The following is a 25,147-nucleotide window of genomic DNA, read 5'->3' on the forward strand; positions in this document are numbered from 1 at the left end:
ATTATATTTTGATTAATAATAAATTTAATATCAAATGAGGTTTAATTTATGAGCCTTAATTTTAAAAATCTTAATGGTCGTTTAGTTAAAGAAATCACTATTATTCTAATAATAAAAATAGTGCTCCTCTTAACGATCAAACATATTTGGTTTGATGCTCCCACCATCCCCAAAAATTTTGACAATCAGGTCGCCGAGCATATTGCTGGCGATAACATTTCCCACATTAAGGAGACACGTTGATGATTTCTGAAAGCGTGGTTGATCTTTCGCGGTTTCAATTTGCGATGACCGCAATGTATCACTTTCTTTTCGTCCCTTTAACTCTAGGCTTGGCATTTATCCTTGCCATCATGGAAACCACTTATGTCATTTCTGGTAAAGAAATTTACAAGGATATGACTAAATTTTGGGGAAAATTATTTGGTATTAACTTTGCTTTAGGGGTAACAACTGGCTTAACAATGGAGTTCCAATTTGGAACAAACTGGGCTTATTACTCACACTATGTAGGTGATATTTTTGGTGCTCCATTAGCAATTGAAGGCCTTATGGCATTCTTTCTTGAGTCTACATTTATTGGTTTATTCTTCTTCGGATGGGACCGTTTAAGTAAGGTTCAGCATCTAGGCGTAACATGGTTAGTCGCTCTTGGGTCTAACATGTCAGCGCTTTGGATTTTAGTGGCGAATGGTTGGATGCAAAACCCTGTAGGTGCTGTATTTAACTTTGAAACAATGCGTATGGAATTAGTTGATTTCGGAGCGCTTATCTTTAACCCTGTAGCTCAGGTGAAATTCGTACATACCGTTTCTGCGGGTTATGTAACTGGTGCAATTTTTGTACTTGCCATCTCAAGCTATTATTTACTTAAGAAACGTGATCTTCCTTTCGCACGTCGTTCATTTGCAATTGCTGCCATTTTCGGTCTTGCATCTACACTTTCAGTGATTTTGTTAGGTGATGAATCTGGTTATGAGCTCGGTGATGTTCAAAAAACTAAACTCGCTGCGATCGAAGCCGAATGGGATACTCACCCTGCTCCTGCTCCGTTTACCTTGTTTGGCGTACCAAACCATGAAGAAATGCGGACAGATTACGCAGTTAAAATTCCATATGCATTAGGTTTAATTGCAACTCGTTCAACAACCAAAGAAGTTACTGGCCTTAAAGATCTCATGCAACAACACGAAGTTCGTATTCGCAACGGTATGCTTGCCTATGCTGAACTTGAAAAATTACGTGCAGGTGTTCGTTCACCAGAGTTATTAGCCTCTTTTGAAAAAAATCAAAAAGATTTAGGTTATGGCCTTCTTCTTAAGAAATATGCACCAAATGTAGTTGATGCAAGCGAGCAAAATATTAAAGCAGCTGTAAAAGATACTGTTCCAAATGTTACAGCGCTATTTTTCTCTTTCCGTGCAATGGTTGCCTCAGGTTTCTTAATGCTCTTACTTTTCGTTTTAGCGACTTGGGCTGTAGCAAAAAGAAATGCTGAAAATAAACCTTGGCTACTGAAATATGCATTGTTTGCTCTTCCGCTTCCTTGGATTGCTGCACAAACTGGTTGGTATGTAGCTGAAGGTGGTCGTCAACCATGGTCTATTGGTGAGATTTTACCAACCCATCTCTCTACTTCTAGTTTAAGTACTGGTGACGTATGGGGTTCGATTATTGCGCTAGCAGCGTTCTATACCGCTCTTTTGATTATTGAAATGTATTTAATGATCAAATTTGCTCGCTTAGGACCAAGCTCTCTACACACTGGCAAATATCATTTTGAAAAGCAAGAACCGAAAGCGGCTGTTAATGGGGAGGCCTTATCATGATTGAATATGAATTATTAAAAATCATTTGGTGGGTGTTAGTTGGCGTATTGCTAATAGGCTTCGCTCTTACTGATGGCTTTGATATGGGTTCTATGGCTCTCATGCCTTTCGTTGGAAAAACTGATAGCGAACGCCGTGCCGCAATCAATACGATTGCCCCACACTGGGATGGTAATCAGGTCTGGTTTATTACTGCAGGTGGTGCACTATTTGCTGCATGGCCAATGGTTTACTCAGTCGCTTTCTCAGGAATGTACTGGGCACTCTTGTTAGTTCTATTTGCACTTTTCCTAAGACCCGTAGGTTTCGATTATCGCTCTAAACTTGAAAATACCAAATGGCGTAATTCTTGGGACTGGGGGCTATGCATCGGTGGTGCTGTTCCAGCGCTTGTGTTTGGTGTGGCCTTCGGTAATTTGTTTTTAGGTATTCCTTTCAGTTTAGATAGTACATTACGCTCTGAATATACAGGCAGCTTTTTTGCCCTTCTTAACCCCTTTGCTCTAGTTTGCGGTGTGGTAAGTCTATCTATGCTTTGTGCACATGGCGGTGCATGGCTCATGCTCCGTACTGATGAAGCTTTAAAACAGCGCTCTGCCAAAGCCACTCAAATTATGGCGATTATATTTTTAATTTGTTTCCTTGTAATTGGAGCATGGCTGTATTTCGGGCAAGTTCCAGGTTATAGCTATGCTGTTGCTATAGACCCAAATGCTGCGCTTAACCCTTTAGCTAAAGAAGTGATTACCAATAGCAATCCGGGTTGGATGAACAATTACAGCACCTATCCAGTGACTAAAGTTGCCCCTGTTCTTGCCATATTAGGCGCGATCATTGCAATTTTTGCATCTTCAAAAGCAAAAGCGGGCTTAAGTTTTACTGGTACAAGTTTAATGATTGTAGGAGCAATTTTAACTGCCGGTTTTGCCCTATTCCCATTCCTACTTCCATCTAGTATCAATCCTAATTCTAGTTTGACAATGTGGGATGCTGTATCAAGTCACCTTACTTTAGGCGTTATGACGGTTGCTGCCTGCATCTTTGTTCCTCTTATTTTGATCTATACCAGCTGGTCTTATTACAAAATGTGGGGAGTCATCACTAACAAACATATCGAGTCAAACTCGCATAGCTTGTATTAAGGAGAAGACTATGTGGTATTTCGCATGGATTCTAGGCATTTTGATGGCATGTTTTGCAGGTGTACTTAGTGCGCTGTATATCGAACATCATCAAAATCTAGATGAGGAATAAATGATGGCAAAAGCAATGACAGCATCAAATCATCGAAAAGCACAAGCATTTGCAATGGCCCTTTCTTTTCTGTTGGCATTGCCTCTTGCTGCAATTTTGTTGGTTTACCCTTCACTCATGCTTGATGCTAATGGACACTACAATCATAGCCAGCTTATGCTGGTGATGATTGGTATTTCTGGTGGCTTTATTTACGGAGTGGGTTTCGTACCCAACTTCTGGTTATGGAAATGGCTATTTAGCCCATGGGTGGCTTGGCCTCTCATGTTTTTAGGCTATTACATCTGGTTCCTAACCTAGATTTAAAAGACCTCATCTGAGGTCTTTTTTCATTTCGATTAATTTAATAGGTACTCATATTAAATTAATTCGATTGTTCAGCTAACCATGCCATAAATTTTTGACGCTCAGCTTTAGAAGCTTTCTGCCATGTTTCTACTAAACGTTGATCATTCGTTTGGGCTACACCTGTTATTGGCATAGATGTTGGAGCTACCTGAGCAGAAGTAGGTTTGGCAGAGGCATACACTGCCTCAGGCTGCGATTTAGATGATTTAGTCGTAAAGTCAGTAACTTTACCTAGCAAGCCTGTTGCAAACCATGGTTTTGCCTCATTGTTTGCACCAGTTTGTTGTACGATTAATTCATTATTTGCGCTGTACAAAGCCACAGTTGGTTGCTCAGCATATTTCTTAGCTTGTTCAAATTGCTTTGGTGCATCTACCATTGCGAGCTTATAAGTTTGCCCATCCTTGAGTGCTGGAGTTTGAATTGTGACTACTCCAGATTTAACAATGTCATGCTCCCCACTTAAATGTTCAAAGTATTCTTGGTAGCGCACACTTAAGCTTGTTTCACCAGCATCGACTTTATAATTATTTTTAGATGAACGAAATAACCCAGAGTTGACTTCCTGACCATTCACCGCAAGGATTACAATTTCCTCTGGTGCTGTAATTGTAACTGCTGAAAATACCGAACCGCTGAGTAATAAACCAATTGCAGCAACACCTAATCTTAAAGTCATCTGTCTCTTTCTCTGTGTTTGATAAGCTATTAAATCATGAGCAATATGCAATATGATTGTGACTATTTTATGACAATGCAGTTATCGACTAATTTATTGATTTATTATTTTGAAATATACATTTGAATTTCATAAATTTTCGCTTTATGTATTCCTCCTATTAATTCCAAAAACATAAAAAGAGCACCTAAAATAGGTGCTCTTTTTAACTTCAATTAAATTAATTGAAAGTTTTGAAACGATCAGCATCATTAATAAATGCTTTTTCACCTGCTGGTGCTTCAACCGAACCAAATACTAATTGAGCACGTAATTTCCAAGTTGCAGGAACATCAAATGCTTCAGCTGCGTCTGCATCAACAATTGGGTTATAGTGCTGTAAAGATGCACCTAAACCAAGCTCTGAAAGCGCAGTCCAAGTTGCAAATTGAGCAATTGCACTTGAGTGTTCAGACCATACTGGGAAATTGTCTGCATATAATTCGAATTGCTCTTGTAAGCTTTTAACAACAGCTTGGTCTTCATAAAATAAAACCGTACCAACACCAGCTACAAAGCTATCAATTTTTGCATTTGTACCGGCAAAAGCATCTGCAGGAACAATTTTACGCAATGCTTCACGAACTAAATTCCAGAATTTAGCATGAGATTCACCGTATAGTGTCACTACTCGTGAAGATTGTGAGTTAAAAGCTGAAGGACTATGTTTAACAGCTTCACGGATAGTTTCTTCAATTTTTGTGCGATCTAATGCAACGTTTTTACCAATTGCATAAATTGTACGACGGTTTTTAATTTTATCTAAGAAAGTAGACATTTTGTTATTTCCTACCTATTGATTTGACCAAGGGTCGTTGTTTGGGAATGAATACAGTGTATTAAAGTCATTTTTTATAATCAGCATTAAAAATATGACAGTTCGTTTTATTTTCGCAACAATAAAAAAGATATAGATATAAAAAAGCTTCACGATTTAGTGAAGCTTTTAAGGTTAAAAAACCTACTTACTACTTATCAGTTTCAAACAGTGCAGCAACAAATGACTTAGCCGAGAATGGTCTTAAATCATCAATTTTTTCACCAACACCAATAAAACGAATTGGCACATGGGTACGGCTTGCGATATTAAACAATACGCCACCTTTCGCTGTTCCATCCAACTTCGTAATGGTAATGCCCGTTAAACCTACAGCTTGATCAAACTCTTGCACTTGGTTAATCGCGTTTTGTCCTGTACCGGCATCTACCACCAACATAATTTCATGAGGCGCAGTTGCATCGATTTTTTGCATAACACGTTTAACTTTTTTGAGCTCTTCCATTAAATTGCTCTTATTATGTAAACGACCTGCCGTATCTGCGATTAATACGTCAATTCCTTTAGCACGCGCACTTTCAAAAGCATCAAAAATAACAGAAGCACTATCAGCTCCGTGACCTTGGGCTACCACTGAGATATCGTTACGTTCACCCCAGATCTGTAATTGTTCAGTTGCTGCGGCACGGAATGTATCACCAGCCGCCAACATCACCTTTTTACCTTCACCTTGTAAACGTTTCGCCAACTTACCAATAGTTGTAGTTTTACCCACTCCATTTACCCCAACCATCAAAATCACATAAGGAGATTTATTAGGGTCAATATGCAAAGGTTTTACACGTGGGGCCAACAAAGCAACCAGCTCTTCTTGTAACGCTTTATATAAAGAATGGGAATAGATCAAATCCCCACGAGCTGTACGCTCCGTTAAATTGGTAATAATGGTTTTTGTTGCTTCAACGCCAATATCTGCAACGAGTAATTGCTCTTCGACTTCTTCCAATAATTCGTCGTCAATTTCCTTTCCGCCAATCAAGATATTGACCATACCATCAGCGAAATTACGACGAGTTTTGGTTAAACCCTCTTTCATTCGGCCAAAGAAACCAGTTTTTGGTTGTTCAGCCGCTGTTTCTGTAGAAGCTAATTCAACTTTGGCTGCTTCAATACTTTCTTGTGTTTTAACAGGAGATTCAACGATGGGAACATCGATAGCAGGTAAATTAGGTAATGTGACATCGTCATCACCGATCTCAGCATCTATCAAGAATTTATTTTGCATATTCGATTGTTGCTCCATGCGGATTCCTTGAAAAGCAGCGTGTTTAAAAAGATAAAGTTTAGCATAAATTCAAAATTTTTCCTGCCACAATACTGCTCAAAAAGCTTTGGAAACCAAGATTTAGGCTATTTCACTAGTTTACTGAGTATCTTCCTGAGCTAGTGCTGGATATTGTCTAATATGAGCACCTTCAAATTGATATGCATGCATTAATTTTAAATACTCTGCTCTATGAATTTCTGATTGAGCTATAAGCAACTCAGCCATATCTTGAGTTCTAGGATAAGTTGCCTGATGAGAGAGTTGTACAATTCGTTGATATTGATTCGGACTAATAGGCCGAAGTAATGCTAAATATGACAGCACAAAAATACAACCAATGACAATAACCACAAATAGGTTAAAACATTGATCAACTTTTAACTCAGACTTTAATTTAAGGAAATTTTGTTTGAATATGAGCATGACCTACCTCGAATTAGTGTAGTGTAGGGTTCAATACTCATAAGCACAAGATCAAACATCCAGTAAGGCCAAGAATCGTACCTTACTGGATAATAATACTTAGCTTATTAGTGAACGAATGACAGAAAAGTATAAAATTGCAGCAATAATCACCAAGACTAAAAACATGGCAAAAATACTTAGTCCTTCTTCTGCATCCGCTGGATGCAACTCGTCTTCATCAGCAATTTTTCTCAGTTCGCCATCATAGACTTGATAAAACCAGTTTTTTTGTGCAGGTTCCAAGTGCCGAGCAAAGTCAAATACTCTTTTGCGCTGAGCAAGACAATAGTCCCCTAAATGGATCTCTTGATGGAAGATCGCTTCATCTAATAGTTTGCGATGATAATGGGCTAGTTCAATGATTTGTTCCTCTCTAGGTGGAGTATCAAAAACAAAGCCGTCGATTGTATTTGTCATATTTTATTCTCCTTGTCTTTTATTCTCATATTGATTTTACTCAAAATTATTTGTGAATAATGTTTAATCATGTATCCTAATAGTGAATAAAGTGGTTTGCACCAATAGTTGACAAATCCATTAATTTGTAATATTAGTTTAACATTACTAAGTTAAATTAATTTAAAGGCAGAGGCCTTTAGAAAAAGTAATCATAATTACAATAAGGAGTTTTCTATGATTCAACGTATCTCTCATCATGATTTAGAACATGTATACGCAACTGCAGTAAACACAATTCATTCTCAAATGAATTTTCAGGATGCAGTTGCACAGTTAGAAGAAGTTGCTCGCGCTGGGCATGGTAAAGCTGCTTTGTTTTTAGCAGAATTGTATTATCAAGGTTTCCGTGTCGAACGTGACTCACTTAAAGCACAATACTGGCAAAAGTTAGCCACAATGCAAGCATAAAAAAACGTCACTTAGGTGGCGTTTTTTTATGCCTGTAAAAACCCAAAGTTATCAATTTATCTAAAGCCTTAATTTCTCCACTTCAGTCATGGTTCAGGCGGCGTTTTTTATGCCCGTAAAAACATTCTATAAATATAATTTACTACGCACTTCGTTTGTCTTGCGCTTCGCCAAAGCTTTAGTCGCTTTGTCTTGCTCAGGTGGCGTTTTTTTTTGCCTGTAATTACCTAAAGTTATTAATTAATTTAAAAATTTAGACACTTTAAGTAGAGGAATATAATTTCATAGCTGGAATATTTGTTTACGATTTGATACCTGTTTAAACTGAAATGTCATCTGATTTTTCTATAATAAGCAAGATAAGTTAGGAACCTTTATATTCACAATGAAAAGTTTAAGTAATCTACAACCGGTTTCAAAAGACTTGATGATTAAGATTTATATTTTAAGAACTATGATGTACTGCGGCGTTCTTTGGGGTTTATTTCATCAAGGATGGGCTATTAAATCAGATCAGGAAGATTTTATTTTTCCTTTTTGGCTTAATGGTTTACAAGCACATCGCTATGCAAAAGAACATTGGCCGCATTATAAACCAAGAAGAATTACCCCTAAAGATTTCCATGAGTCTTTGTTACCAACCTTAACTCGACTTAACGTCACTCCTGCTTTGTTTAATTCATCACATAGAAAATTAAAGCTATCTACTCAGCAAATGCAGCATTTCTTTTTTAAACATCCACATTGGCAAGGAGCATAAGGTTTTTTCTTTTGGTAGCTATTGATCAATATAGAATGCTTTTTGAACGCTTGAATACAAAACTTGTATTTGAATGACTATTCAGTCTTTGCATTTTTATAAAATCGAGCTACTTTAAATCAAAATGATAAAACACAGGACAGAAGAAATGACAATTGTTGCACAAGTAATCAAGAACAAATTAGAGCAAAATATTTTTACAATTTCTCCAGAAGCCACTGTCCTTGAAGCAATTAAGATCATGGCTGATAAAGGAATTGGTGCACTCGTCGTAGCTGAAGGTGAAAAAGTTGTCGGAATCTTATCTGAACGTGACTACACACGAAAAGTAACGCTCATGGAACGTTCATCATATAGCACCACAGTTGCTGAAATTATGACATCCAAAGTACTTACGGTAAGCCTAAATAATACGGTTGAAGAATGTTTGCAACTTATGACAGACCGTCACTTACGTCACTTACCAGTATTAGACAATGAAAAATTAGTTGGATTTATCTCTATTGGTGACTTAGTAAAAGCGGCAATGGAAGATCAGAAAAACCTCATTGAACAATTAAAACAGTACATTTCTGGTTAATTCTTTCACACAAAAAATGGGCATTTATATGCCCATTTTTTATTGATTTAAAAACTTAAAGATAATTATTAATTAAAGCAATTAAACGCTCTAGTAAGTCATCAGCCTGTGCCTGAGTCATGTTAATTGGTGGTAATAAACGTACTACAGAACCAGCTGTAACATTAATAATCAGTTTATGTTGATCACGAGCAATTGCAACGAGCTCACCACAGTCTTTAGGCAATTGAATACCAATCATCATCCCAAAGCCACGTACTTGTACATTTTTATCTGCCAATTGAGCACGTAACTGATCAACAATATAACCACCAACGACTGCCGCATTTTCTACAGCATTTTCTTTTTGGATTGTATCAATTACTGTATAAACCACACGAGAACCTAACACAGTTCCACCGTAAGTAGAGCCATGGCTACCAGGTCCTAATAAACCTACAGCTTTACCTTGTGTCATTACAGCACCTACTGGAAAGCCATTACCAAGGCCTTTCGCAGTCGTAAGAACATCCGGCACAATGTTGGTGTGCTGATAAGCAAAATACTTACCGGTACGACCATTACCAGTTTGGATTTCATCTAGCATCATGAGCCAGTTATGTTGATTACATATGTTGCGGACTTCTTCAAGATAGCTAAAGCCTTGAGGCGCTGTATTAATACCACCCTCACCTTGAATAGGTTCAATTAAAATCGCAACAATATCGGGATGCTGCAAAGCAGCTTCTTGAATTGCTTCTACATCACCAAATGGCACACGAATAAAATCATTGGTTAAAGGAGCAAAACCATCTTGTACTTTCTTATTACCAGTGGCTGAAAGTGTTGCTAAAGTACGACCATGAAATGATTGCTCTGCCACAATAATCTTTGGTGAAGTTACACCTTGTTGAGTACCAAATTTACGAGCAATTTTAATTGCTCCTTCATTTGACTCAGCGCCACTGTTTGAAAAGAAGATCTCTTCCATTCCTGAAACTTCAGCAAGCTTCTGAGCAGCAGCCGTTTGCCAAGGAATCTCAAATAAGTTACTCGTATGTACAAGTGTTGCAGCTTGTTCAGCAATTGCTTCTGCAATGACTGGATGTGCATGACCTAAACCACATACGGCGATACCCGTTAAAGCATCTAGATACTCTGTGCCATCTTCGGTATATAGATATGCCCCTCGGCCTCGTACAAAACTGATCGCTTGGCGACCATAAGTAGCCATTAAGTGTGATGGTTGATCAGGTTGTATTGGAGCTAGGGTAATATCAGTCATGACGAACTCTGTCTGTATGAGGATTTAAGAAGGGTTTATATAAGCAAAAACTAGCTCTGATGAAAAGTCTCATCACGCATTTATCTAAAATTTCGTCCTCTTTTTGCTATGACTTCGGTTTATACAATAAAATATTGAATATTCAATGCAACTTTAAGTAATCAGGTGGTTTGCAAAGCGATGTGAACACGCCCTATAATGCTGCTAGATTAGTTGAGGATCTCTTTATGACTGAACAAGCACGTGATACTGAAGCGTTAATCCGCGATCAAATTGCGAAGCATCCCGTTTTACTTTACATGAAAGGCACTCCACAGTTTCCACAATGTGGTTTCTCTGCACGTGCTGTAGAGGCGCTCAGTCAAATTGGTCGTCCATTTGCATATGTAAATATTTTGGAAAACCCTGATATTCGTGCAATCTTACCGAAAATTGCGAACTGGCCTACATTCCCGCAACTTTGGGTAAACGGCGAACTTATTGGCGGTAGCGATATCATGCTTGAAATGTTCCAAAATGGCGAATTAAAACCATTAGTTGAACAATACAGCGCAGCTCCAGAAGCGTAAATAATAAAAAAGCCAATCAATCGATTGGCTTTTTTATACTCTCAATTCTAACGATCACTTATCCCCACATAGCGAAATAAATTTTCTACGCCTAAATCAGACTTCAAAATAGTTAGATTTTCATAATCGCTTGTCGTTAAAGCTTCAAATACATTCATATTCGGATCTTCGTGTAACTCATCTACATTCTGATTCATACATTCTTCAAATCGATCAGCAATAAATTCGAATCCTAAATCCATAGCAATAAATAAAGTATGTTCACATGGCTGAAGATATTGTTCTTGTGCCCAATTAATTATCGCGTGTTTGCACAAAGGACATTCAATATTCGCAGAAGCATCGTTAAGTTCAATTAATTGATAATGCATTAGAGTGGAGAATTAGAGAAAATTGTAGTGTAAAAGAAATTAATTGAAAGTTCTATAAAAGGCAAGAACACTTACCCAAAAAAACATACATTAAAATTACATCGTAATTACAATATAATTTCAAATTATTATTTCCAACTAAACAGTTAGTCTATGTTTTAATTACAAAAAATTTATTTTAAGAATGATCGTTGCAAAAATAATAATGTAAAATCATGGGTGTTGCAGAAATAGGATATTTTAATGCTCACAGATCTTGATGATTTTTATTGTTTCGCTCTCGTCGTTGAGCACGGAGGCTTTAGTGCTGCTGAGCGTGTAACGGATATACCAAAATCAAAACTAAGTCGTCGCGTATATAGTCTAGAAGAAAACTTAGGAGTGCGCCTGATTCAACGCAGCTCTCGTCATTTTGCTGTTACAGATATTGGAATGGATATTTATAGACATGCCCAAGTCATGATGAATGCCGCACAAGCCGCTCATGATTTGGTTGATCATCTAAGCATTCAACCTAGAGGCGTTGTGAAGGTTAGTGTGCCTGTTGATATTGCTCAAAATCAACTTCCTAAAATTCTGCCTGCTTTCCTAAAAAAATATCCAGAAATTCGTTTGCAACTTATGGTCAGCAATCGTCGAGTAGATGTTATCAATGAAGGGATTGATCTTGCTTTACGAGTTCGCTCAAAACTAGATGATGACCCAAGTCTAGTTCTTCGACAATTTGCTCTTATAGAGCAAAGCCTATTCGCAAGTCAGGCCTACTTAAATGAGTTTGGTGATATAAAAACGCCTGAGCAGCTGAGTGAACATCGCATTTTAAGCTTATCTGAAGAGCATCTTGATCAGCAATTCCTTTTGCATGGGCCAGATAATCAGCAAAAGAAAATCAAAGTTAGTCCTATCGTAATGGGTACAAACATCCATATGTTGGCACAATTGGCGAGTCAAAACTGTGGTATCGCATTATTACCAGAAAGTGCAGCAGAAGATTTTCTAAAATCAGGTCAACTTATACAAATATTACCGGAATGGAAAGCTCCTCACGGTATATTACATGCCGTATATCCATCACGCCGAGGGTTGCTACCTGCTGTTCGTGTATTTATTGACTATTTAGTAGAACATCTTTCTGAGCATTAAAATGAATTAAAACAAAAAAGTTCGATAATCATCGAACTTTTTTTATATTCTTCAAATTGCGGGATAATTTCCAACGCCTTCAGGCCAAGGCGTTAATAGTTCAAAACCTGTATCGGTTACTGCAACCATATGTTCCCATTGAGCTGATAATGAAAGATCTTGAGTAATGACGGTCCATCCATCATTCAACTCTTTCACTTGCGGTCTGCCTGCATTAATCATCGGTTCAATGGTAAAAACCATTCCCTTCTTTAAAACCAAACCTTGGCCACGCTGTCCATAATGCAAAATATTAGGTTGTTCATGATAAACCTTACCAATCCCATGTCCACAATACTCTCGAACAATGCTATACCCTTCTCGATGAGCAACTGACTGAATAGCGTAACCGATATCACCTAATGTAGCTCCTGGCTTGACGGTATGAATACCAGCAACCATCGCTTCATATGTTGTTTCAACAAGTTTCTTTGCTTGTGGATTTACATTACCCACAAAATACATGCGGCTCGTATCGCCAAAATAGCCATCTTTAATAATTGCAACATCAATATTAATAATATCGCCATCTTTTAAAATTTTATTCGGGGATGGAATTCCATGACAAACAACTTCATTTACTGATGTACATATTGTTTTCGTAAAACCATGATATCCCACATTAGCAGGGATAACTTTTAAAGTATTTACAATATAGTCATTACACAAGTTATCTAAATATTCAGTAGATACACCTGGTTTAATATATGCCCCTATCATTTCTAAAACTTGCGCAGCCAAGCGACCAGAAACTCTTAATTTTTCCAGATCTTGCTCAGTTTTTATTGTAACAGTAGAAGCTCTCATTCAGTTTTATCCTCGTAGACCCTGCTTTTGCAATGCCTACAAAAATGTAAGTTAATTTAGAATATTTTAGAACGGATATAGGATAGGCTGGAAGCGTTAAATGCCCAAATATTCAACATTCATAATAGAAATCTATACTTTTATTTTTGCATAATTTCTTTAAAAAGTCAGACACAAAAAATGATTTCCTAATTTCTTTCAATGGTTTTTCAAATAGATACCTTAACCAGTTGATATTTTTAATATCTACTAAAGCTTTTTACGCTCCGAAAAAAATCTTTTTCACATAAAATACCGCTTGATCATGCTTTCTTTTGCTCTAAAATTCCTTCTTTTTTATTCATTTTAATTTATGCAACATCTTCGTACTGGAGATATTATTGCCTTAGGTTTTATGACCTTTGCCCTTTTTATTGGGGCTGGCAATATTATCTTTCCTCCCATTGTCGCTCAACAAGCCGGTGATCATGTATGGCTAGCCGCTATAGGCTTTTTGATTACTGCAGTTGGTCTACCTGTAATTACCATCATGGCACTCTCTCGTATGCAGGGTTCCATTGAAATAATTAGCTCTCCTCTAGGTCGTGTAGCAAGTCTGATTTTAACTGTTGTTTGTTATTTATCAGTAGGCCCTTTATTTGCTACTCCACGTACAGCTACTGTTTCTTACGAAATTGGTTTTTCTTCTTATTTTGGAACATCAAGTAGTAGCCTTTTAATCTACAGCGCAATTTATTTTTCATTTGTAACTGTAGTTTCACTTTATCCAAACAAGTTGTTGGATACTGTTGGACATGTGCTTGCTCCCCTAAAAATTATTGCTTTAGCAATTTTAGGCATTGCAGCAGTGATGATCCCTGCGGGTTATGTCCCTGCTCCAATCAACGATTACGTTGCCTCTCCTGTTTCGGAAGGTTTCGTAAATGGTTATCTCACTATGGATACTTTAGGCGCATTAGTATTCGGTATCGTAATTATTCAAGCGATTTATTCGCGTGGTGTTACAGATAAAAAATTAGTGACCAAATATGCGGTTATTGCCAGTCTTATTTCTGGTGCAGGCCTGACTTTAGTCTATTTAAGCTTATTCAAATTAGGTGTAGGTAGTCATGAAGTTGCACCAAATGCAGCAAATGGTGCAGTAATTTTACATGCATATGTTCAACATGCTTTTGGCAATATGGGTTCATTATTCTTAACTGGCCTAATTTTTCTAGCATGTATGGTGACAGCAATTGGCTTAACTTGTGCTTGTGGTGAGTATTTTGCCCAGTTAACTAAATTGCCTTACAAACTTTTAGTATTCATTTTAGTTGGTTTCTCTTTCATTATTTCTAATCTTGGATTAACCAAACTTATTGCTGTATCAGTACCTGTTTTAAGTGCAATCTATCCACCAGCAATTGTTGTGATTATGCTGAGTTTCTTTTGGAAATTTTGGCACAAACCTTCTTTTATTGTCGGTTCAGTAACAAGTATTGCTTTAATTTTCGGTATTATTGACGGCATTAAGGTTGCTGGTTTTGGTGATTATTTACCTGCATTTCTTCAACATTTACCTTTAAATGAACAAAACTTAGCTTGGTTGATCCCATCTTTAGTTGTTCTAGCAATTACCGTAATTATCGACAAAGTTAAATTTAAAAACATTTAATCTAGTGTCTCTTTTGAAATCGAGTTTTACCCAAACATGATTTTATATATTGAATAAAATGCTGAGTTTACCCAACCAGCATTTTATTTCCACACTACTTTCAATGACAAATCAACTATAGATATAATCATTTTTTACTGTAAAATTACACTAAAATAATTTTTAACTTACTAGGAAAGAAGAGCAACAATGAAAAGTAAATATTACCTAACACAAGCAGATGCAGAGTTTTTAATGGAAGAAGCTCAAAAATATGCAATTGAACACAACTTTAAAGTCAGTATCGCTATTGTTGATGAAACAAGTTCTCTACTGTTGATGAAGCGTTTAGATGGTGCTTCACCTTTATCCTCCCATTTATGTTTAGAAAAAGCAAAATGCTCTTCAATATCAGGTAGACCTTCAAAATTCTATGAAGAACTTCTGCAAAGTGGTCGCTTAGGTTTTTTAAGTATGCCTAGTGCTCAAGGAATGCTTGAAGGTGGAAAACCAATTCTTTATGACGGCCAAATTTTAGGGGCGATTGGTGTGTCTGGTGTTCAATCTTTTGAAGATGCAGAAATTGCTCAACATGCAATTGATACCTTTTTAAAAAAACAAAATAGCTAAACTGAACTTATAGAAAAGAGAAATTATTACACTTTTCACTTAAATATTTCTCTTTTCTAAAAAATTAAGTATTTTATACAAAAATATTTAATATTTACTTTTTTAATACCTTAACCTTTTATAAATATAGAGTTTTTTATAAAACTGCTCAAAAAATTTTCTATTCACTATTGAATTGCACTAAAAATAGAAGTACAACATTAAACTTATTCTTGACTAAAACATACGGTTTTAGCACAACCACAAGGAGGGATGGAGATGTTATCATTACATTTCAACAAACAAGTCTTCATTAACACTCTGAACAGCAAAGATTCAGTTGTTTATGGAGTAACACCGCTTGCTCTTATGCTGACTTTACTGTTTCAAGGTATGATTAAAGGAAATCTGAAACCCGAATACTTTATGTATGCGATGGTTGTTTCTTTCATATTTTGTGTGTGGGCCTTTGTCGACCATAAGATGCGAAAACTAGCTAAAAGACGTCTTAGTCAACAAAATTTGAATACTTAAAAAATGGATGAGCAATCATCCATTTTTATTTTACACACCTAGAAATAAAAAAATTGTTCCAATAACTAAAATAGCTGTAGCTAGTAATTCAGTCACAATCAAACCTATCATCATTAAAGACATTAACCATGAAGGCAAACTAAAATGACCCAACTTATGTGGACGTTTAAATTGATTTGTCGTGTCCTGTAAATAGCCATGTACGATATAAATCAGAATTGAAAAACTAAAAAATAGAATATTTGCGAACACGCACCACAAAGCAATATTTTCATTTAAAACAGTAAAATAGCTTAATACAGCTAGAATGAGACTAGCAGCTGCATATAACAAACTACTTCGATGAGCGATATCTACATAATAATGCGCACGACTTAATTCTGAACGGCGTATTTGCCAATATTTCCATACCCCAGTTAACATCCCTACCCATAAAAATATGCCACTAAACACAATTGCAAGTTGTACTGCTTTCGGTAAATCCATCTTTTTTCCAATTATTTGTTTTATTCAAATTTAATGAGCTGTATAACATAAATATTGACTTTATAGTCACATTTTAATCAAGTATCATTTTAGAACTCATGTAAATTACAGATATCAACAAACCAACTATTACGCAATATTATGGATAACACTTTTGAATCATTTTGGATGACCTGCGAAGATGGTTATCAACTTGCTGCACATTTTTATCCAGCACAATCAAAACAACTAGCAACTCCTGTGTTAATTTGCCCAGCCACAGGTATTACTAAAAACTTCTATCATTCTTTCGCTACATGGTTAAGCGAACAAGGATATGACGTATTAAGCTTTGACTTCCGTGGAATTGGAGACTCCTTACACGGGTCTCTGAAGCAAAGTACTGCAAGTATTAATGATTGGGGAATTCTCGATATTCCTTGTGCAATTGATACATTATTAGAAAAAACTAAAGCAGAACAAGTTACCCTTCTTGGCCATAGTGCTGGTGGGCAATTACTAGGAATTGTGCCTAATTTTCATAAAGTCGCAAAAGTTGTTGCAGTCGCAGGCTCTACGGGCCATGTAAGGGGTCTCAAAGGTAAAACCAAGTTTTTAGCGCCAGTCATGTTCAATTTTATCTTCCCAATCTCTAGTGCCTTAAAAGGATACGGAGCAACACAATTTATTGGAATGGGAGAAAACTTACCAAAAAAAGTCGCTCAACAATGGCGCGAGTTTTGTAGTCGTCCAGGCTATGTGAAAAATGCAATTGGTAAAACAGTCCACCATGATTTTCATAATGAAATTATCTGCCCTATTACTTCTATTTGGGCAAGTGACGATGAAATTGCAACCAAGCGTAACGTAGAAGAGTTATTAAAACTTTATCCTAATGCACCCACAAAAATGCTAGAACTAAACCCTATCAAACATGGATATAAATCAATTGGTCACATGTTAATGTTTAAAAAATCACATCAAAAGTTGTGGTCACTCTTGGAACAAGAAATTCAACACTAATTTTAATTAATCTTTTTACTTTTGCCTCTATACCCGTAATCCGGTGTAGAGGTATTTTTTTAATATATGTCTTCAATTTCTATTATAAAATTGCTTTATTATCTTTACAGTTATCATAAAAATTTAAAATATTAATAATGGATTATCCTTTGTATTAAAAACAAGCATTTTTTACGTAAATACGTCGATATAGCCTTAAAGTTCTGCTATGGTAATTTATACGAAGCTGTTGTTTAAAAACGGTTAAATAAACCTGTTTTAATACAAACAGCTTCTTTTTTTCTGTTTTAGCTAAAACCAAACATATTGTTCAAGGATAAATATGCTAGCACTAGAGCCTCGACATATTCATATGAATCAACATGCTGTTGATAAAACACATGCATTACAGTGTCTAGTAGATATATTGGTAAAAGATGGGTTAGTAACACCTGACTATATTACAGGACTCATCAATCGTGAACAGCAAAGTGCAACGTATTTGGGCCAAGGAATTGCTATTCCCCATGGCACACCTCAATCTCGTGAATGTATTTTAGAAACAGGTATCCGTTTAGCTCACTTCCCCGAAGGAATAATATGGGATGGTGAAAACAGAGTTTATTTAGCTGTTGTTATTGCAGCAAAATCAGATGAACACTTACAAGTCCTACAAATATTAACCAGAGCTTTAATGCATGATGTAAGTGAACAGGTAAAAAATGCGAAACAACCTGAGCAAATTATTGAAATATTACAAGCTCAGCCGTTATCTTTAAATTTACATGAAAATTTAATTCAAACTGAAATTGAATCCCAAGATATTGAAGATTTGTTTTGGTCAGCATCTCAAATTCTAAAAAAACACAATTTTGTAAAATGTGGTTTTCTAAGTTCGCTTGATCCAGATCAAGTTATTCAACTACAAGATCAAATCTGGTCTATTTCAAGTACCAAATTCGTACAACAACCAGCAATCAGTATCGTAAAGCCTCGCCATGCATTAGAGCTTGGTGGAAAAAAGTTAAATACACTCGTATGTATCGCTGCCAATGAGCAATTAGATAGCCAGAGATTTAATCGGCTAATTGATATTCTGTTTAACCCAGAGCAAGTTGCACAATTAGATCAAACACAAGCGCCAAATGAAATTGCCAAAATCATTGGTGCAGATGTTATTCCAGATTGGCCTCATCGTTCTGTTGCACTCGCTAATGCACATGGATTACATGCTCGACCAGCCACTCATTTAGTGAACTTAACCAAAAGTTTTCAAGGTGATATTCAGGTCGCAGTAGATGAAGGAAATTTTGTTTCCGCTAAAAGTTTGACGCGCCTCTTGGCTTTAGGATGTAAACGTGGACAAACTCTACGTTTCATTGCCGAACCAGAAACGGATGCAGTTGAAGGTTTAGATAAAGTTATTCAAGCAGTACAACAAGGCTTAGGGGAAGAAGTTGAACCTCTTCAATCTTCAGACATCACAGTAGAACAACCAAATAAAATTGAAGCTCCCTCAAAAAGAATTAGTTCAAATACAGGTATTCCGGCTTCTAGTGGTCTAGCTTTTGGCCCTGTACATGTCATTAAACCCAAAGTTTATCAATATGAACGTATGGGTTTGAGCGTCAAAGTAGAAAAAGAAAAACTTGATATTGCCCTTCATGCAGTTAAAAACAACATTCACCAAGTTATTGCAAAATCTGAAGTGGCTGAAATTAAGCAGATCTTCCAAGCACATTTAGAAATGCTTGACGATCCAGATCTTATTAATGGTGTTTATCAAAAAATTAACTTAAACCTTTCTGCTCCTGCTGCTTGGCATGAACATATTGAAGCAGCAGCCAAAGAGCAAGCAGCTCTACCAGATCGATTACTGGCTGAGCGTGCCACAGATTTACGTGATATTGGTGATCGCGTTTTGGCTCAACTTTGTGGTGAGGTCATCATCGAAGAACCTAAAGAACCTTATATTTTAATTATGTATGATGTGGGACCAAGTGATGTGGCCCGCCTTAATAAAGATCGAGTTGCAGGTATTTTGACAGCTGTAGGTGGTGCAAGTGCACATAGTGCTATTGTTGCTCGAGCTTTAGGTATACCCGCAATTGTTGGTGCTGGTGATCAAGTACTAGATATTGAGCAAAAAAGTTCTCTATTAATTAATGGTGATACAGGAGCCTTTATCTTAAATCCTAACACTCAGCAAATTGAACATGCCAAACAAGAACGTGAGCTTCAGAAGAAAATTCGTGAAGAGGCAGAGCGACACAGCCAAGAGCCTGCGATTACTCTAGATCAGCATCAAATTGAAATTGCTGCCAATCTCGGAAAAGTTCAAGCAACCGCCCATGCAGTAGAATATGGTGCCGAAGCAATTGGCCTACTGAGAACAGAGCTTGTTTTTATGGCTCATAGTAGCGCTCCAAGTGAAGCTACCCAAGAAGCAGATTATCGCACTGTCTTAGATGCTCTTGCAGGTCGACCACTTGTAGTACGTACTCTAGATGTAGGTGGTGATAAACCACTCCCTTACCTTCCAATTGCTGAAGAAGAAAATCCATTTTTAGGATTAAGAGGTATTCGTTTAACGCTGAGACAGCCAGAACTGTTGCGTCAACAACTTATCGCATTGCTTAAAGCTGCGGATGACCGCCCTTTACGAATCATGTTTCCAATGATTGGCCGTGTAGAAGAATGGCGTGCAGCGAAAGCCATTCTTGATGAAGTTCGGGTTCAACATCCATGTGATAATTTACAAGTCGGTATTATGATAGAAGTACCTTCTGCTGCTTTGCTTGCGCCTATCCTCGCTCAAGAAGTGGACTTCTTTAGTATAGGAACAAATGACTTAACTCAATATACTTTAGCCATTGACCGTGGACACCCTATTCTCTCGGCTGAAGCAGATGGACTACACCCAAGTATTTTGCAATTGATTGATCAAACTGTAAAAGCTGCACACAAACATGGCAAATGGGTGGGTATATGCGGTGAACTTGCTGCTGATCCAAAAGCTGTACCAATTCTTGTAGGTTTAGGTGTAGATGAGCTTAGTATGTCGCCGAATAGTATTCCTTTGGTTAAAGCTCAAATTCGTACACTCAAGTACAGCAAAGCTCAGTTGCTTGCAAAGCGTGCACTAGAATGTGATAGCGCCCCTGCTGTACGTCAGTTATCCGAACAAGAAATGTAAAGATTAGGAATGGTAATGGCTAAAGTTTTAACAATTACTTTAAATCCTGCAATTGATGTGACTATACAACTCAATGAGTTACAGATAGGTCAAGTGAATCGTCAAGAATCTGTAGAAATACATGCAGCAGGCAAAGGCTTAAATATTGCACAAGTTTTAAAAGATTTGGAGCATGAGGTTATTGTTTCTGGCTTTTTAGGAACAACTAACAAACAGATTTTTGATGAGCATTTTAAAAAAGCTCAATTTCAACCTGAATTTATTTATGTTGAAGGTGAAACTCGTCAAAATATAAAAATTGCTGAAGATTCCGGACGGATGACTGATTTAAATGGAAAAGGTTTCTTAGTTTCTGAACTAGATAAAAAAAACCTCTTCCAAAAAATCGAAATGATATTGCCTCAGATCGATGTGGTCGCTATTGCTGGAAGTCTCCCACAAGGTTTTAGTGTTGATGAATTACAACAACTTATTAAACTCATTCAAGACCACGGGAAAAAAGTTGCACTTGATACTAGCGGTAAAGCTTTGGTTGCCGCCATTGAATGCCAACCATGGATGATTAAACCAAATACAGATGAGTTAGTAGAAAGTTATCAGCTCCCTACTACAACTTATGCTGAACAAAAAAAGCTTTTTGAAAAGTTAGCTAAAATTGAGCATGTCGTTATTTCAATGGGTGAAGACGGTGTAAACTGGTTACACGACACTCACCCACTTCATGCTACAGCCCCTAAAGTGATAGTTAAAAGTACCGTTGGTGCGGGTGACTCTCTTTTAGCAGCTATGATTCATGGTTTAATAAATGGTTTTTCTGCCGAAGAAACATTAAAAACAGCCACGGCTATTGCGAGCCACGCTGTAACACAAATAGGCTTTCGTATTCCTAATACTGAAAAGCTAAACCAATTAAAAGCCCAAACTACAATCAATTCATTGAGTGAATCTGATGCCAACTGCTAAACGTTTATTATTTGTTATTAATAGTCCGCAACAGCAAGTCAATGCTTTGATTTTAGCTCGCAAACTTGCACAAGTCGCTTCCCAACAGGGTTATCAAAATAGCATTACCACGATCAACGAATTCGATCCGAATGAAAGCTTTGATCAAGTCATCGTGATTGGACAACGGCCGAAAGATCTTCATATTTTTGGTACACATTCTTTAGCTTTCATTAGCATTGAAGAGATCAAAAATGATGCTCACACAGCGTTGCAAACAGCATTAGACAATTTTAAGTTTGCCCATGACTGGCAAAATGATAACAACGTGGCGGCAACTACTGCTAAAAAGTTTGTAGCAATCACTGCATGTCCTACTGGTGTTGCACATACTTTTATGGCCGCTGAAGCTTTACAGCAAGGCGCAGAAAAACTCGGTTATGACATTGAGGTAGAAACACAAGGTTCCGTTGGTGCAAAAAATATTTTATCAGCTCAAGCTATTGCTGAAGCGGACATTGTGATTCTTGCGACTGACATTGAAGTTAATACAGACCGTTTTGTAGGTAAACGTGTTTATCGATGTAGTACAAGTTTTGCACTAAAGCAAACAGATAAAGCCTTTGCTGAGGCAATCAGCAATGCACAAGTTTTAGAACAAGGTAAGCAACAAACATCTGCAGAAAACAAAGATAAAACTGAAAAAGTTGGCATATATAAACATCTCTTAACTGGTGTTTCTTTTATGCTGCCTATGGTAGTTGCTGGAGGTCTTTTAATCGCTCTTTCTTTATGCTTTGGTCTCAATGCAGCTGAGCAAGCGGGTAGCTTACCAGCTATATTAAAACAAATTGGTGCCGCAGCATTTATGCTTATGGTTCCAATGTTATCTGGTTATATTGCCTACTCGATTGCTGATCGTCCTGGCCTTGCACCTGGTTTAATTGGAGGCTTACTCGCGTCTCAGCTACAAGCAGGTTTTTTAGGTGGTATTGTTTCAGGTTTCCTAGCAGGTTATATCGCACTTTTTATTGCAAAAAAACTCAAGCTTCCTACAAGTTTAGAGGCCCTTAAACCGATTTTAATTATCCCTCTATTAGGTACGTTATTTGTTGGCCTTATTATGTTCTATGTGGTTGGGCAACCTGTAGCACATGTTTTTGAGCTAATGAAAGACTTCTTAAATAACATGGGTACAACAAATGCTGTGTTAATGGGAATTATATTAGCAAGCATGATGTGTATTGATTTGGGTGGTCCAATCAACAAAGCAGCCTACGCTTTTACTGTCGGATTACTGACAACAAATACTTATATGCCTATGGCAGCCACAATGGCAGGCGGCATGGTCCCTGCAATTGGTATGGCTATTGCAACTTTCATCGCTAAAAATAAATTTAGTACGGGAGAGAAAGATGCCGGAAAAGCTGCTTTCGTATTAGGTTTATGTTTTATTTCTGAAGGTGCTATTCCCTTTGCAGCTAAGGATCCAATGCGTGTAATCCCGACATGTATTTTAGGTGGAGCTGTGACTGGAGCACTTGTTGCCCTCTTCCATTGCGAGTTGGTTACACCTCACGGCGGTGTATTTGTTCTTTTAATTCCTAATGCAATTAATCATGCTTGGTTATATCTTGCTGCAATTGCTGCGGGTAGTATCGTTACAGGTATAAGCTATGCGATTGTTAAGAAAAAGTTAGAAGAAAAACCTGTCGCTATTTCATAATTAAAAAGGGAGAATATAAATTCTCCCTTTTTTTTAATTAAATATCCTTTCTCAAATAAAAATTAAAAACCATTTAATAATTAATTTTCTAAAGTTTGGATCATTTAATCTGAATAGCTCTCGCCATAATTTGTGCTGGTACTTCTTCTACGAGCATTACGGTTAGAGTTGGCTCTTTTTGCGATTTAGCAGATACATTTGAAGTAAAATTTATAAAAAATATAATTTATAGAAAAAAACAACTCCATTTCACAAGCTTACAGTCTTGGAGCAACCTCTTGTTTTTTCAATAAGAATCAATTAGTTAATTAAATAAATACTTTTATTTTACTAAATAAGAGATGTTTCATGTTAAATGTATGGTAAATTTCACCAACACCAAAACAACACAAGCTATTGATATGTATATTTATTTATTATTTAAATATATTGATTTTTCATAATTATGACTTTAGAGACAAAAACTTTCTCGTTCAATGCCACGTTCAAATCATAATTTTTTTTCTACGATGCCCTTGCAAGCAATATCGTTCAATTAACGATCAAGCAATCTTAAATGCAATCTTACATATCTGCTCAAAGAACTTTAGATACTGCTTTGTTAAGCAGTATTAAACTCTAATAATCTTTGATGATAGATGAAGAATATTTTAAGTTTATGCAAAGTTATAGTTGTGCTCCATAAAGATAATAGCTGTTAAAACATGTCATTGTTAAATGAAGCTATATAACTTTTGCTCATCAAGTAAAGTCCTGCTATAAATTGCTTGATGAAACTATATTTTTCAACTATTAAAGATAGTTCACCAGAAATGCGATCCACCAAGGTATGGGGAAAAGTCAATGACAAAGAAGTATGCGCGTTTTTTACCTACAACAGAATCTTTTACTCTTGAAGATTTTCCATATTATTGGATTACTCAAGTACATGCTCAATATGTACAAAACATTGATAATGCTTTAAAAAAATATGGCTTAGATAACTCACGTCGACGCATCATGTTGGCTTTAAGCAGCAAGCCCCATGCAAGTGTTTCTGAACTTTCAGATATGATTATTTCAAAAATGTCGACCACCACAAAAATCGTTTATCGTTTAAAAGATGAAGGTTTAGTTGAAACATATTCTTGCCAGACTGATGGTCGAATTACCCGTGTAGTACTCACAGATAAAGGTATTGAAATGATCAACAAGATCAATGACCTAACCAGTGTAGTACTTGAGCAGTCCTTTGAAGGAATCACTCCTTTACAGCTAGAAAAAATGATGGAAAGTCTAAAATTACTTTTAAAAAACCTTTCTCGTTAAAATCAAATAAAAACTTTTTTATAAGTAGTAATTAAGCTCTCTTTACGAGAGCTTAATTATTTTAGCTTTAAAGGTTAGGTCATAACTGCCAACATAAAATAATCAATTAACCTTCCATCTGTTGACTTGAGCTCTTAACTCCAGTAGAAATTCTCTTTCAATAATTGAATAGCAAATTTCGGAAAATGGCTAAAAGAAAATACAAAAGTGACAAGTTTCAGGTGCGTCGTATTAACCGTAAATGGTGGGTACTCGAAAAAGATCTTGAATCAAACTGCTATTTAAAACATGAGCAAGTGGCAACAAAAACTTTGGCAAACAATTATGCTGATGATTATATCGAACAGTACTATATGAATCTGTACATTCAACAAGAGTTGAATAAAGCAGAAACTGTATAAAAAGCCATTTTGGCTTTTTTTTATTTTTATTGTGAGAGTTTATAAAAACTAAAAATTATGCATAAAAAAAACCTACATCTTGGGGAAAATGTAGGCTATAAAATGCACAAAAAGGAAATATATATCCTTTTTGACAAAGAGAATTTTACGATAATGTAAGTCATTACTTTATGTTACTTTTGTAAATTTAATAGAGATTATTGTATTTATTC

At 36.5% G+C, this 25,147-nt stretch carries 28 protein-coding genes; 19 read left to right on the plus strand and 9 right to left on the minus strand.

Annotation, left to right across the window (positions count from 1 at the left end; all coding sequences use genetic code 11):
- The first annotated feature begins 48 nt into the window (after positions 1–48).
- From cydP to AWW73_RS08860, 5 genes are read left to right on the plus strand one after another with little or no spacing between them, the layout of a single operon-like run.
- A complete protein-coding gene (gene cydP, locus AWW73_RS08840) occupies positions 49–243 on the plus strand; it encodes a cytochrome oxidase putative small subunit CydP (RefSeq protein ID WP_005073962.1) in 195 nt (64 codons plus the stop codon).
- Entirely contained in the window at positions 243–1,829 is a 1,587-nt protein-coding gene (locus AWW73_RS08845) for a cytochrome ubiquinol oxidase subunit I (RefSeq protein WP_062849439.1), read from the plus strand. Before cydP ends, AWW73_RS08845 begins: the two co-directional genes overlap by 1 nt.
- Entirely contained in the window at positions 1,826–2,971 is a 1,146-nt protein-coding gene (gene cydB, locus AWW73_RS08850) for a cytochrome d ubiquinol oxidase subunit II (protein ID WP_039762155.1), read from the plus strand. Before AWW73_RS08845 ends, cydB begins: the two co-directional genes overlap by 4 nt.
- Before the next feature lie 10 nt (positions 2,972–2,981).
- Positions 2,982–3,083, plus strand: a complete 102-nt coding sequence (gene cydX / locus AWW73_RS08855) for a cytochrome bd-I oxidase subunit CydX (RefSeq protein WP_000270276.1) — start codon at positions 2,982–2,984, stop codon at positions 3,081–3,083.
- Positions 3,084–3,383, plus strand: a complete 300-nt coding sequence (locus AWW73_RS08860; protein WP_081409566.1) for a cyd operon YbgE family protein — start codon at positions 3,084–3,086, stop codon at positions 3,381–3,383.
- Positions 3,384–3,447: 64 nt separating this feature from the next.
- Here AWW73_RS08860 and AWW73_RS08865 read toward each other — a convergent pair whose 3' ends face one another.
- The 5 genes from AWW73_RS08865 to AWW73_RS08885 form a co-directional block, all read right to left on the minus strand.
- Positions 3,448–4,110, minus strand: coding sequence for a YccT family protein (locus tag AWW73_RS08865; RefSeq protein ID WP_062849440.1), 663 nt, complete (start codon positions 4,108–4,110; stop codon positions 3,448–3,450).
- Positions 4,111–4,330: 220 nt separating this feature from the next.
- A complete protein-coding gene (locus tag AWW73_RS08870; protein ID WP_031948528.1) occupies positions 4,331–4,927 on the minus strand; it encodes a nitroreductase family protein in 597 nt (198 codons plus the stop codon).
- A 190-nt stretch (positions 4,928–5,117) separates the two neighbouring features.
- Complete coding sequence (ftsY, locus tag AWW73_RS08875) at positions 5,118–6,230, minus strand: signal recognition particle-docking protein FtsY (RefSeq protein ID WP_016145524.1); 1,113 nt, start codon at positions 6,228–6,230, stop codon at positions 5,118–5,120.
- A gap of 120 nt (positions 6,231–6,350) precedes the next feature.
- Complete coding sequence (locus tag AWW73_RS08880; RefSeq protein ID WP_062849441.1) at positions 6,351–6,677, minus strand: hypothetical protein; 327 nt, start codon at positions 6,675–6,677, stop codon at positions 6,351–6,353.
- A 99-nt stretch (positions 6,678–6,776) separates the two neighbouring features.
- A complete protein-coding gene (locus AWW73_RS08885) occupies positions 6,777–7,136 on the minus strand; it encodes a hypothetical protein (RefSeq protein ID WP_002120892.1) in 360 nt (119 codons plus the stop codon).
- A gap of 216 nt (positions 7,137–7,352) precedes the next feature.
- Between AWW73_RS08885 and AWW73_RS08890 the strand changes: the two genes are divergently transcribed.
- From AWW73_RS08890 to AWW73_RS08900, 3 genes are all read left to right on the plus strand, one after another.
- A complete protein-coding gene (locus AWW73_RS08890; protein ID WP_002121063.1) occupies positions 7,353–7,586 on the plus strand; it encodes an SEL1-like repeat protein in 234 nt (77 codons plus the stop codon).
- Between the two features lie 385 nt (positions 7,587–7,971).
- Positions 7,972–8,346 (plus strand): DUF2750 domain-containing protein, encoded by a 375-nt coding sequence (locus AWW73_RS08895; RefSeq protein ID WP_057105154.1) that lies wholly within the window; start codon positions 7,972–7,974, stop codon positions 8,344–8,346.
- A gap of 148 nt (positions 8,347–8,494) precedes the next feature.
- Positions 8,495–8,926, plus strand: coding sequence for a CBS domain-containing protein (locus tag AWW73_RS08900; protein WP_031948532.1), 432 nt, complete (start codon positions 8,495–8,497; stop codon positions 8,924–8,926).
- Positions 8,927–8,981: 55 nt separating this feature from the next.
- Here the strand turns inward: AWW73_RS08900 and AWW73_RS08905 are convergent, their stop codons facing one another.
- A complete protein-coding gene (locus AWW73_RS08905; RefSeq protein WP_062849442.1) occupies positions 8,982–10,190 on the minus strand; it encodes an aspartate aminotransferase family protein in 1,209 nt (402 codons plus the stop codon).
- 227 nt (positions 10,191–10,417) lie between these two features.
- On the opposite strand from AWW73_RS08905, the gene grxD reads away from it, so the two are divergent.
- Positions 10,418–10,759, plus strand: coding sequence for a Grx4 family monothiol glutaredoxin (gene grxD / locus AWW73_RS08910; protein ID WP_016145530.1), 342 nt, complete (start codon positions 10,418–10,420; stop codon positions 10,757–10,759).
- Positions 10,760–10,806: 47 nt separating this feature from the next.
- On the opposite strand, the gene AWW73_RS08915 is transcribed toward grxD, so the two are convergent.
- The gene (locus AWW73_RS08915) at positions 10,807–11,130 is read right to left on the minus strand and encodes a hypothetical protein (RefSeq protein ID WP_062849443.1); all 324 of its coding nucleotides are present in this window, start codon (positions 11,128–11,130) and stop codon (positions 10,807–10,809) included.
- Positions 11,131–11,373: 243 nt separating this feature from the next.
- On the opposite strand from AWW73_RS08915, the gene AWW73_RS08920 reads away from it, so the two are divergent.
- The gene (locus AWW73_RS08920; protein ID WP_016145532.1) at positions 11,374–12,273 is read left to right on the plus strand and encodes a LysR family transcriptional regulator; all 900 of its coding nucleotides are present in this window, start codon (positions 11,374–11,376) and stop codon (positions 12,271–12,273) included.
- 51 nt (positions 12,274–12,324) lie between these two features.
- Here AWW73_RS08920 and map read toward each other — a convergent pair whose 3' ends face one another.
- Positions 12,325–13,119, minus strand: coding sequence for a type I methionyl aminopeptidase (gene map, locus AWW73_RS08925; RefSeq protein WP_016145533.1), 795 nt, complete (start codon positions 13,117–13,119; stop codon positions 12,325–12,327).
- Positions 13,120–13,471: 352 nt separating this feature from the next.
- Between map and brnQ the strand changes: the two genes are divergently transcribed.
- The 3 genes from brnQ (at position 13,472) to AWW73_RS08940 (ending at position 15,895) form a co-directional block, all read left to right on the plus strand.
- Positions 13,472–14,773, plus strand: coding sequence for a branched-chain amino acid transport system II carrier protein (brnQ, locus tag AWW73_RS08930; RefSeq protein ID WP_062849444.1), 1,302 nt, complete (start codon positions 13,472–13,474; stop codon positions 14,771–14,773).
- 189 nt (positions 14,774–14,962) lie between these two features.
- The gene (locus tag AWW73_RS08935) at positions 14,963–15,382 is read left to right on the plus strand and encodes a GlcG/HbpS family heme-binding protein (protein ID WP_062849445.1); all 420 of its coding nucleotides are present in this window, start codon (positions 14,963–14,965) and stop codon (positions 15,380–15,382) included.
- Between the two features lie 258 nt (positions 15,383–15,640).
- Positions 15,641–15,895, plus strand: coding sequence for a hypothetical protein (locus AWW73_RS08940; protein ID WP_005073940.1), 255 nt, complete (start codon positions 15,641–15,643; stop codon positions 15,893–15,895).
- A gap of 30 nt (positions 15,896–15,925) precedes the next feature.
- Here AWW73_RS08940 and AWW73_RS08945 read toward each other — a convergent pair whose 3' ends face one another.
- On the minus strand, positions 15,926–16,381 hold the full coding sequence (locus AWW73_RS08945; RefSeq protein WP_062849446.1) for a hypothetical protein: 456 nt from the start codon (positions 16,379–16,381) through the stop codon (positions 15,926–15,928).
- Positions 16,382–16,522: 141 nt separating this feature from the next.
- Here AWW73_RS08945 and AWW73_RS08950 point away from each other — a divergent pair, with 141 nt between their 5' ends.
- The 6 genes from AWW73_RS08950 to AWW73_RS08975 all read left to right on the plus strand — a co-directional run bounded on the left by AWW73_RS08950 (position 16,523) and on the right by AWW73_RS08975 (position 24,935).
- Positions 16,523–17,383 (plus strand): alpha/beta hydrolase family protein, encoded by an 861-nt coding sequence (locus tag AWW73_RS08950; RefSeq protein WP_062849447.1) that lies wholly within the window; start codon positions 16,523–16,525, stop codon positions 17,381–17,383.
- 322 nt (positions 17,384–17,705) lie between these two features.
- Positions 17,706–20,558, plus strand: coding sequence for a phosphoenolpyruvate--protein phosphotransferase (gene ptsP / locus AWW73_RS08955; protein WP_062849448.1), 2,853 nt, complete (start codon positions 17,706–17,708; stop codon positions 20,556–20,558).
- Positions 20,559–20,573: 15 nt separating this feature from the next.
- Positions 20,574–21,521, plus strand: coding sequence for a 1-phosphofructokinase (gene pfkB, locus AWW73_RS08960; protein ID WP_062849449.1), 948 nt, complete (start codon positions 20,574–20,576; stop codon positions 21,519–21,521).
- Positions 21,508–23,226, plus strand: coding sequence for a fructose-specific PTS transporter subunit EIIC (locus AWW73_RS08965; protein WP_062849450.1), 1,719 nt, complete (start codon positions 21,508–21,510; stop codon positions 23,224–23,226). The genes pfkB and AWW73_RS08965 overlap by 14 nt, the downstream gene beginning before the upstream one ends.
- Before the next feature lie 843 nt (positions 23,227–24,069).
- Positions 24,070–24,534 carry a MarR family winged helix-turn-helix transcriptional regulator gene (locus AWW73_RS08970; RefSeq protein ID WP_031948545.1) on the plus strand — a complete coding sequence of 155 codons (465 nt, stop codon included), beginning with the start codon at positions 24,070–24,072 and terminating at the stop codon, positions 24,532–24,534.
- 185 nt (positions 24,535–24,719) lie between these two features.
- Complete coding sequence (locus AWW73_RS08975; RefSeq protein ID WP_031948546.1) at positions 24,720–24,935, plus strand: hypothetical protein; 216 nt, start codon at positions 24,720–24,722, stop codon at positions 24,933–24,935.
- Positions 24,936–25,147: the final 212 nt, after the last annotated feature.

The sequence above is a fragment of the Acinetobacter lactucae genome, assembly GCF_001605885.1.
Lineage (GTDB): Bacteria > Pseudomonadota > Gammaproteobacteria > Pseudomonadales > Moraxellaceae > Acinetobacter > Acinetobacter lactucae.

Bases quoted from the DNA above. Each gene is read 5' to 3' on its own strand.
- AWW73_RS08900 (WP_031948532.1), top strand. From the start codon at position 8,495: ATGACAATTGTTGCACAAGTAATCAAGAACAAATTAGAGCAAAATATT.
- pfkB (WP_062849449.1), top strand. From the start codon at position 20,574: ATGGCTAAAGTTTTAACAATTACTTTAAATCCTGCAATTGATGTGACT.
- grxD (WP_016145530.1), top strand. From the start codon at position 10,418: ATGACTGAACAAGCACGTGATACTGAAGCGTTAATCCGCGATCAAATT.
- AWW73_RS08940 (WP_005073940.1), top strand. From the start codon at position 15,641: ATGTTATCATTACATTTCAACAAACAAGTCTTCATTAACACTCTGAAC.
- brnQ (WP_062849444.1), top strand. From the start codon at position 13,472: ATGCAACATCTTCGTACTGGAGATATTATTGCCTTAGGTTTTATGACC.
- AWW73_RS08945 (WP_062849446.1), bottom strand. From the start codon at position 16,381: ATGGATTTACCGAAAGCAGTACAACTTGCAATTGTGTTTAGTGGCATA.
- AWW73_RS08950 (WP_062849447.1), top strand. From the start codon at position 16,523: ATGGATAACACTTTTGAATCATTTTGGATGACCTGCGAAGATGGTTAT.
- AWW73_RS08905 (WP_062849442.1), bottom strand. From the start codon at position 10,190: ATGACTGATATTACCCTAGCTCCAATACAACCTGATCAACCATCACAC.
- AWW73_RS08865 (WP_062849440.1), bottom strand. From the start codon at position 4,110: ATGACTTTAAGATTAGGTGTTGCTGCAATTGGTTTATTACTCAGCGGT.
- AWW73_RS08895 (WP_057105154.1), top strand. From the start codon at position 7,972: ATGAAAAGTTTAAGTAATCTACAACCGGTTTCAAAAGACTTGATGATT.
- AWW73_RS08885 (WP_002120892.1), bottom strand. From the start codon at position 7,136: ATGACAAATACAATCGACGGCTTTGTTTTTGATACTCCACCTAGAGAG.
- AWW73_RS08935 (WP_062849445.1), top strand. From the start codon at position 14,963: ATGAAAAGTAAATATTACCTAACACAAGCAGATGCAGAGTTTTTAATG.
- AWW73_RS08975 (WP_031948546.1), top strand. From the start codon at position 24,720: ATGGCTAAAAGAAAATACAAAAGTGACAAGTTTCAGGTGCGTCGTATT.
- cydP (WP_005073962.1), top strand. From the start codon at position 49: ATGAGCCTTAATTTTAAAAATCTTAATGGTCGTTTAGTTAAAGAAATC.
- ptsP (WP_062849448.1), top strand. From the start codon at position 17,706: ATGCTAGCACTAGAGCCTCGACATATTCATATGAATCAACATGCTGTT.
- map (WP_016145533.1), bottom strand. From the start codon at position 13,119: ATGAGAGCTTCTACTGTTACAATAAAAACTGAGCAAGATCTGGAAAAA.
- AWW73_RS08860 (WP_081409566.1), top strand. From the start codon at position 3,084: ATGATGGCAAAAGCAATGACAGCATCAAATCATCGAAAAGCACAAGCA.
- AWW73_RS08845 (WP_062849439.1), top strand. From the start codon at position 243: ATGATTTCTGAAAGCGTGGTTGATCTTTCGCGGTTTCAATTTGCGATG.
- cydB (WP_039762155.1), top strand. From the start codon at position 1,826: ATGATTGAATATGAATTATTAAAAATCATTTGGTGGGTGTTAGTTGGC.
- ftsY (WP_016145524.1), bottom strand. From the start codon at position 6,230: ATGGAGCAACAATCGAATATGCAAAATAAATTCTTGATAGATGCTGAG.
- AWW73_RS08890 (WP_002121063.1), top strand. From the start codon at position 7,353: ATGATTCAACGTATCTCTCATCATGATTTAGAACATGTATACGCAACT.
- AWW73_RS08965 (WP_062849450.1), top strand. From the start codon at position 21,508: ATGCCAACTGCTAAACGTTTATTATTTGTTATTAATAGTCCGCAACAG.
- cydX (WP_000270276.1), top strand. From the start codon at position 2,982: ATGTGGTATTTCGCATGGATTCTAGGCATTTTGATGGCATGTTTTGCA.
- AWW73_RS08880 (WP_062849441.1), bottom strand. From the start codon at position 6,677: ATGCTCATATTCAAACAAAATTTCCTTAAATTAAAGTCTGAGTTAAAA.
- AWW73_RS08870 (WP_031948528.1), bottom strand. From the start codon at position 4,927: ATGTCTACTTTCTTAGATAAAATTAAAAACCGTCGTACAATTTATGCA.
- AWW73_RS08915 (WP_062849443.1), bottom strand. From the start codon at position 11,130: ATGCATTATCAATTAATTGAACTTAACGATGCTTCTGCGAATATTGAA.
- AWW73_RS08920 (WP_016145532.1), top strand. From the start codon at position 11,374: ATGCTCACAGATCTTGATGATTTTTATTGTTTCGCTCTCGTCGTTGAG.
- AWW73_RS08970 (WP_031948545.1), top strand. From the start codon at position 24,070: ATGACAAAGAAGTATGCGCGTTTTTTACCTACAACAGAATCTTTTACT.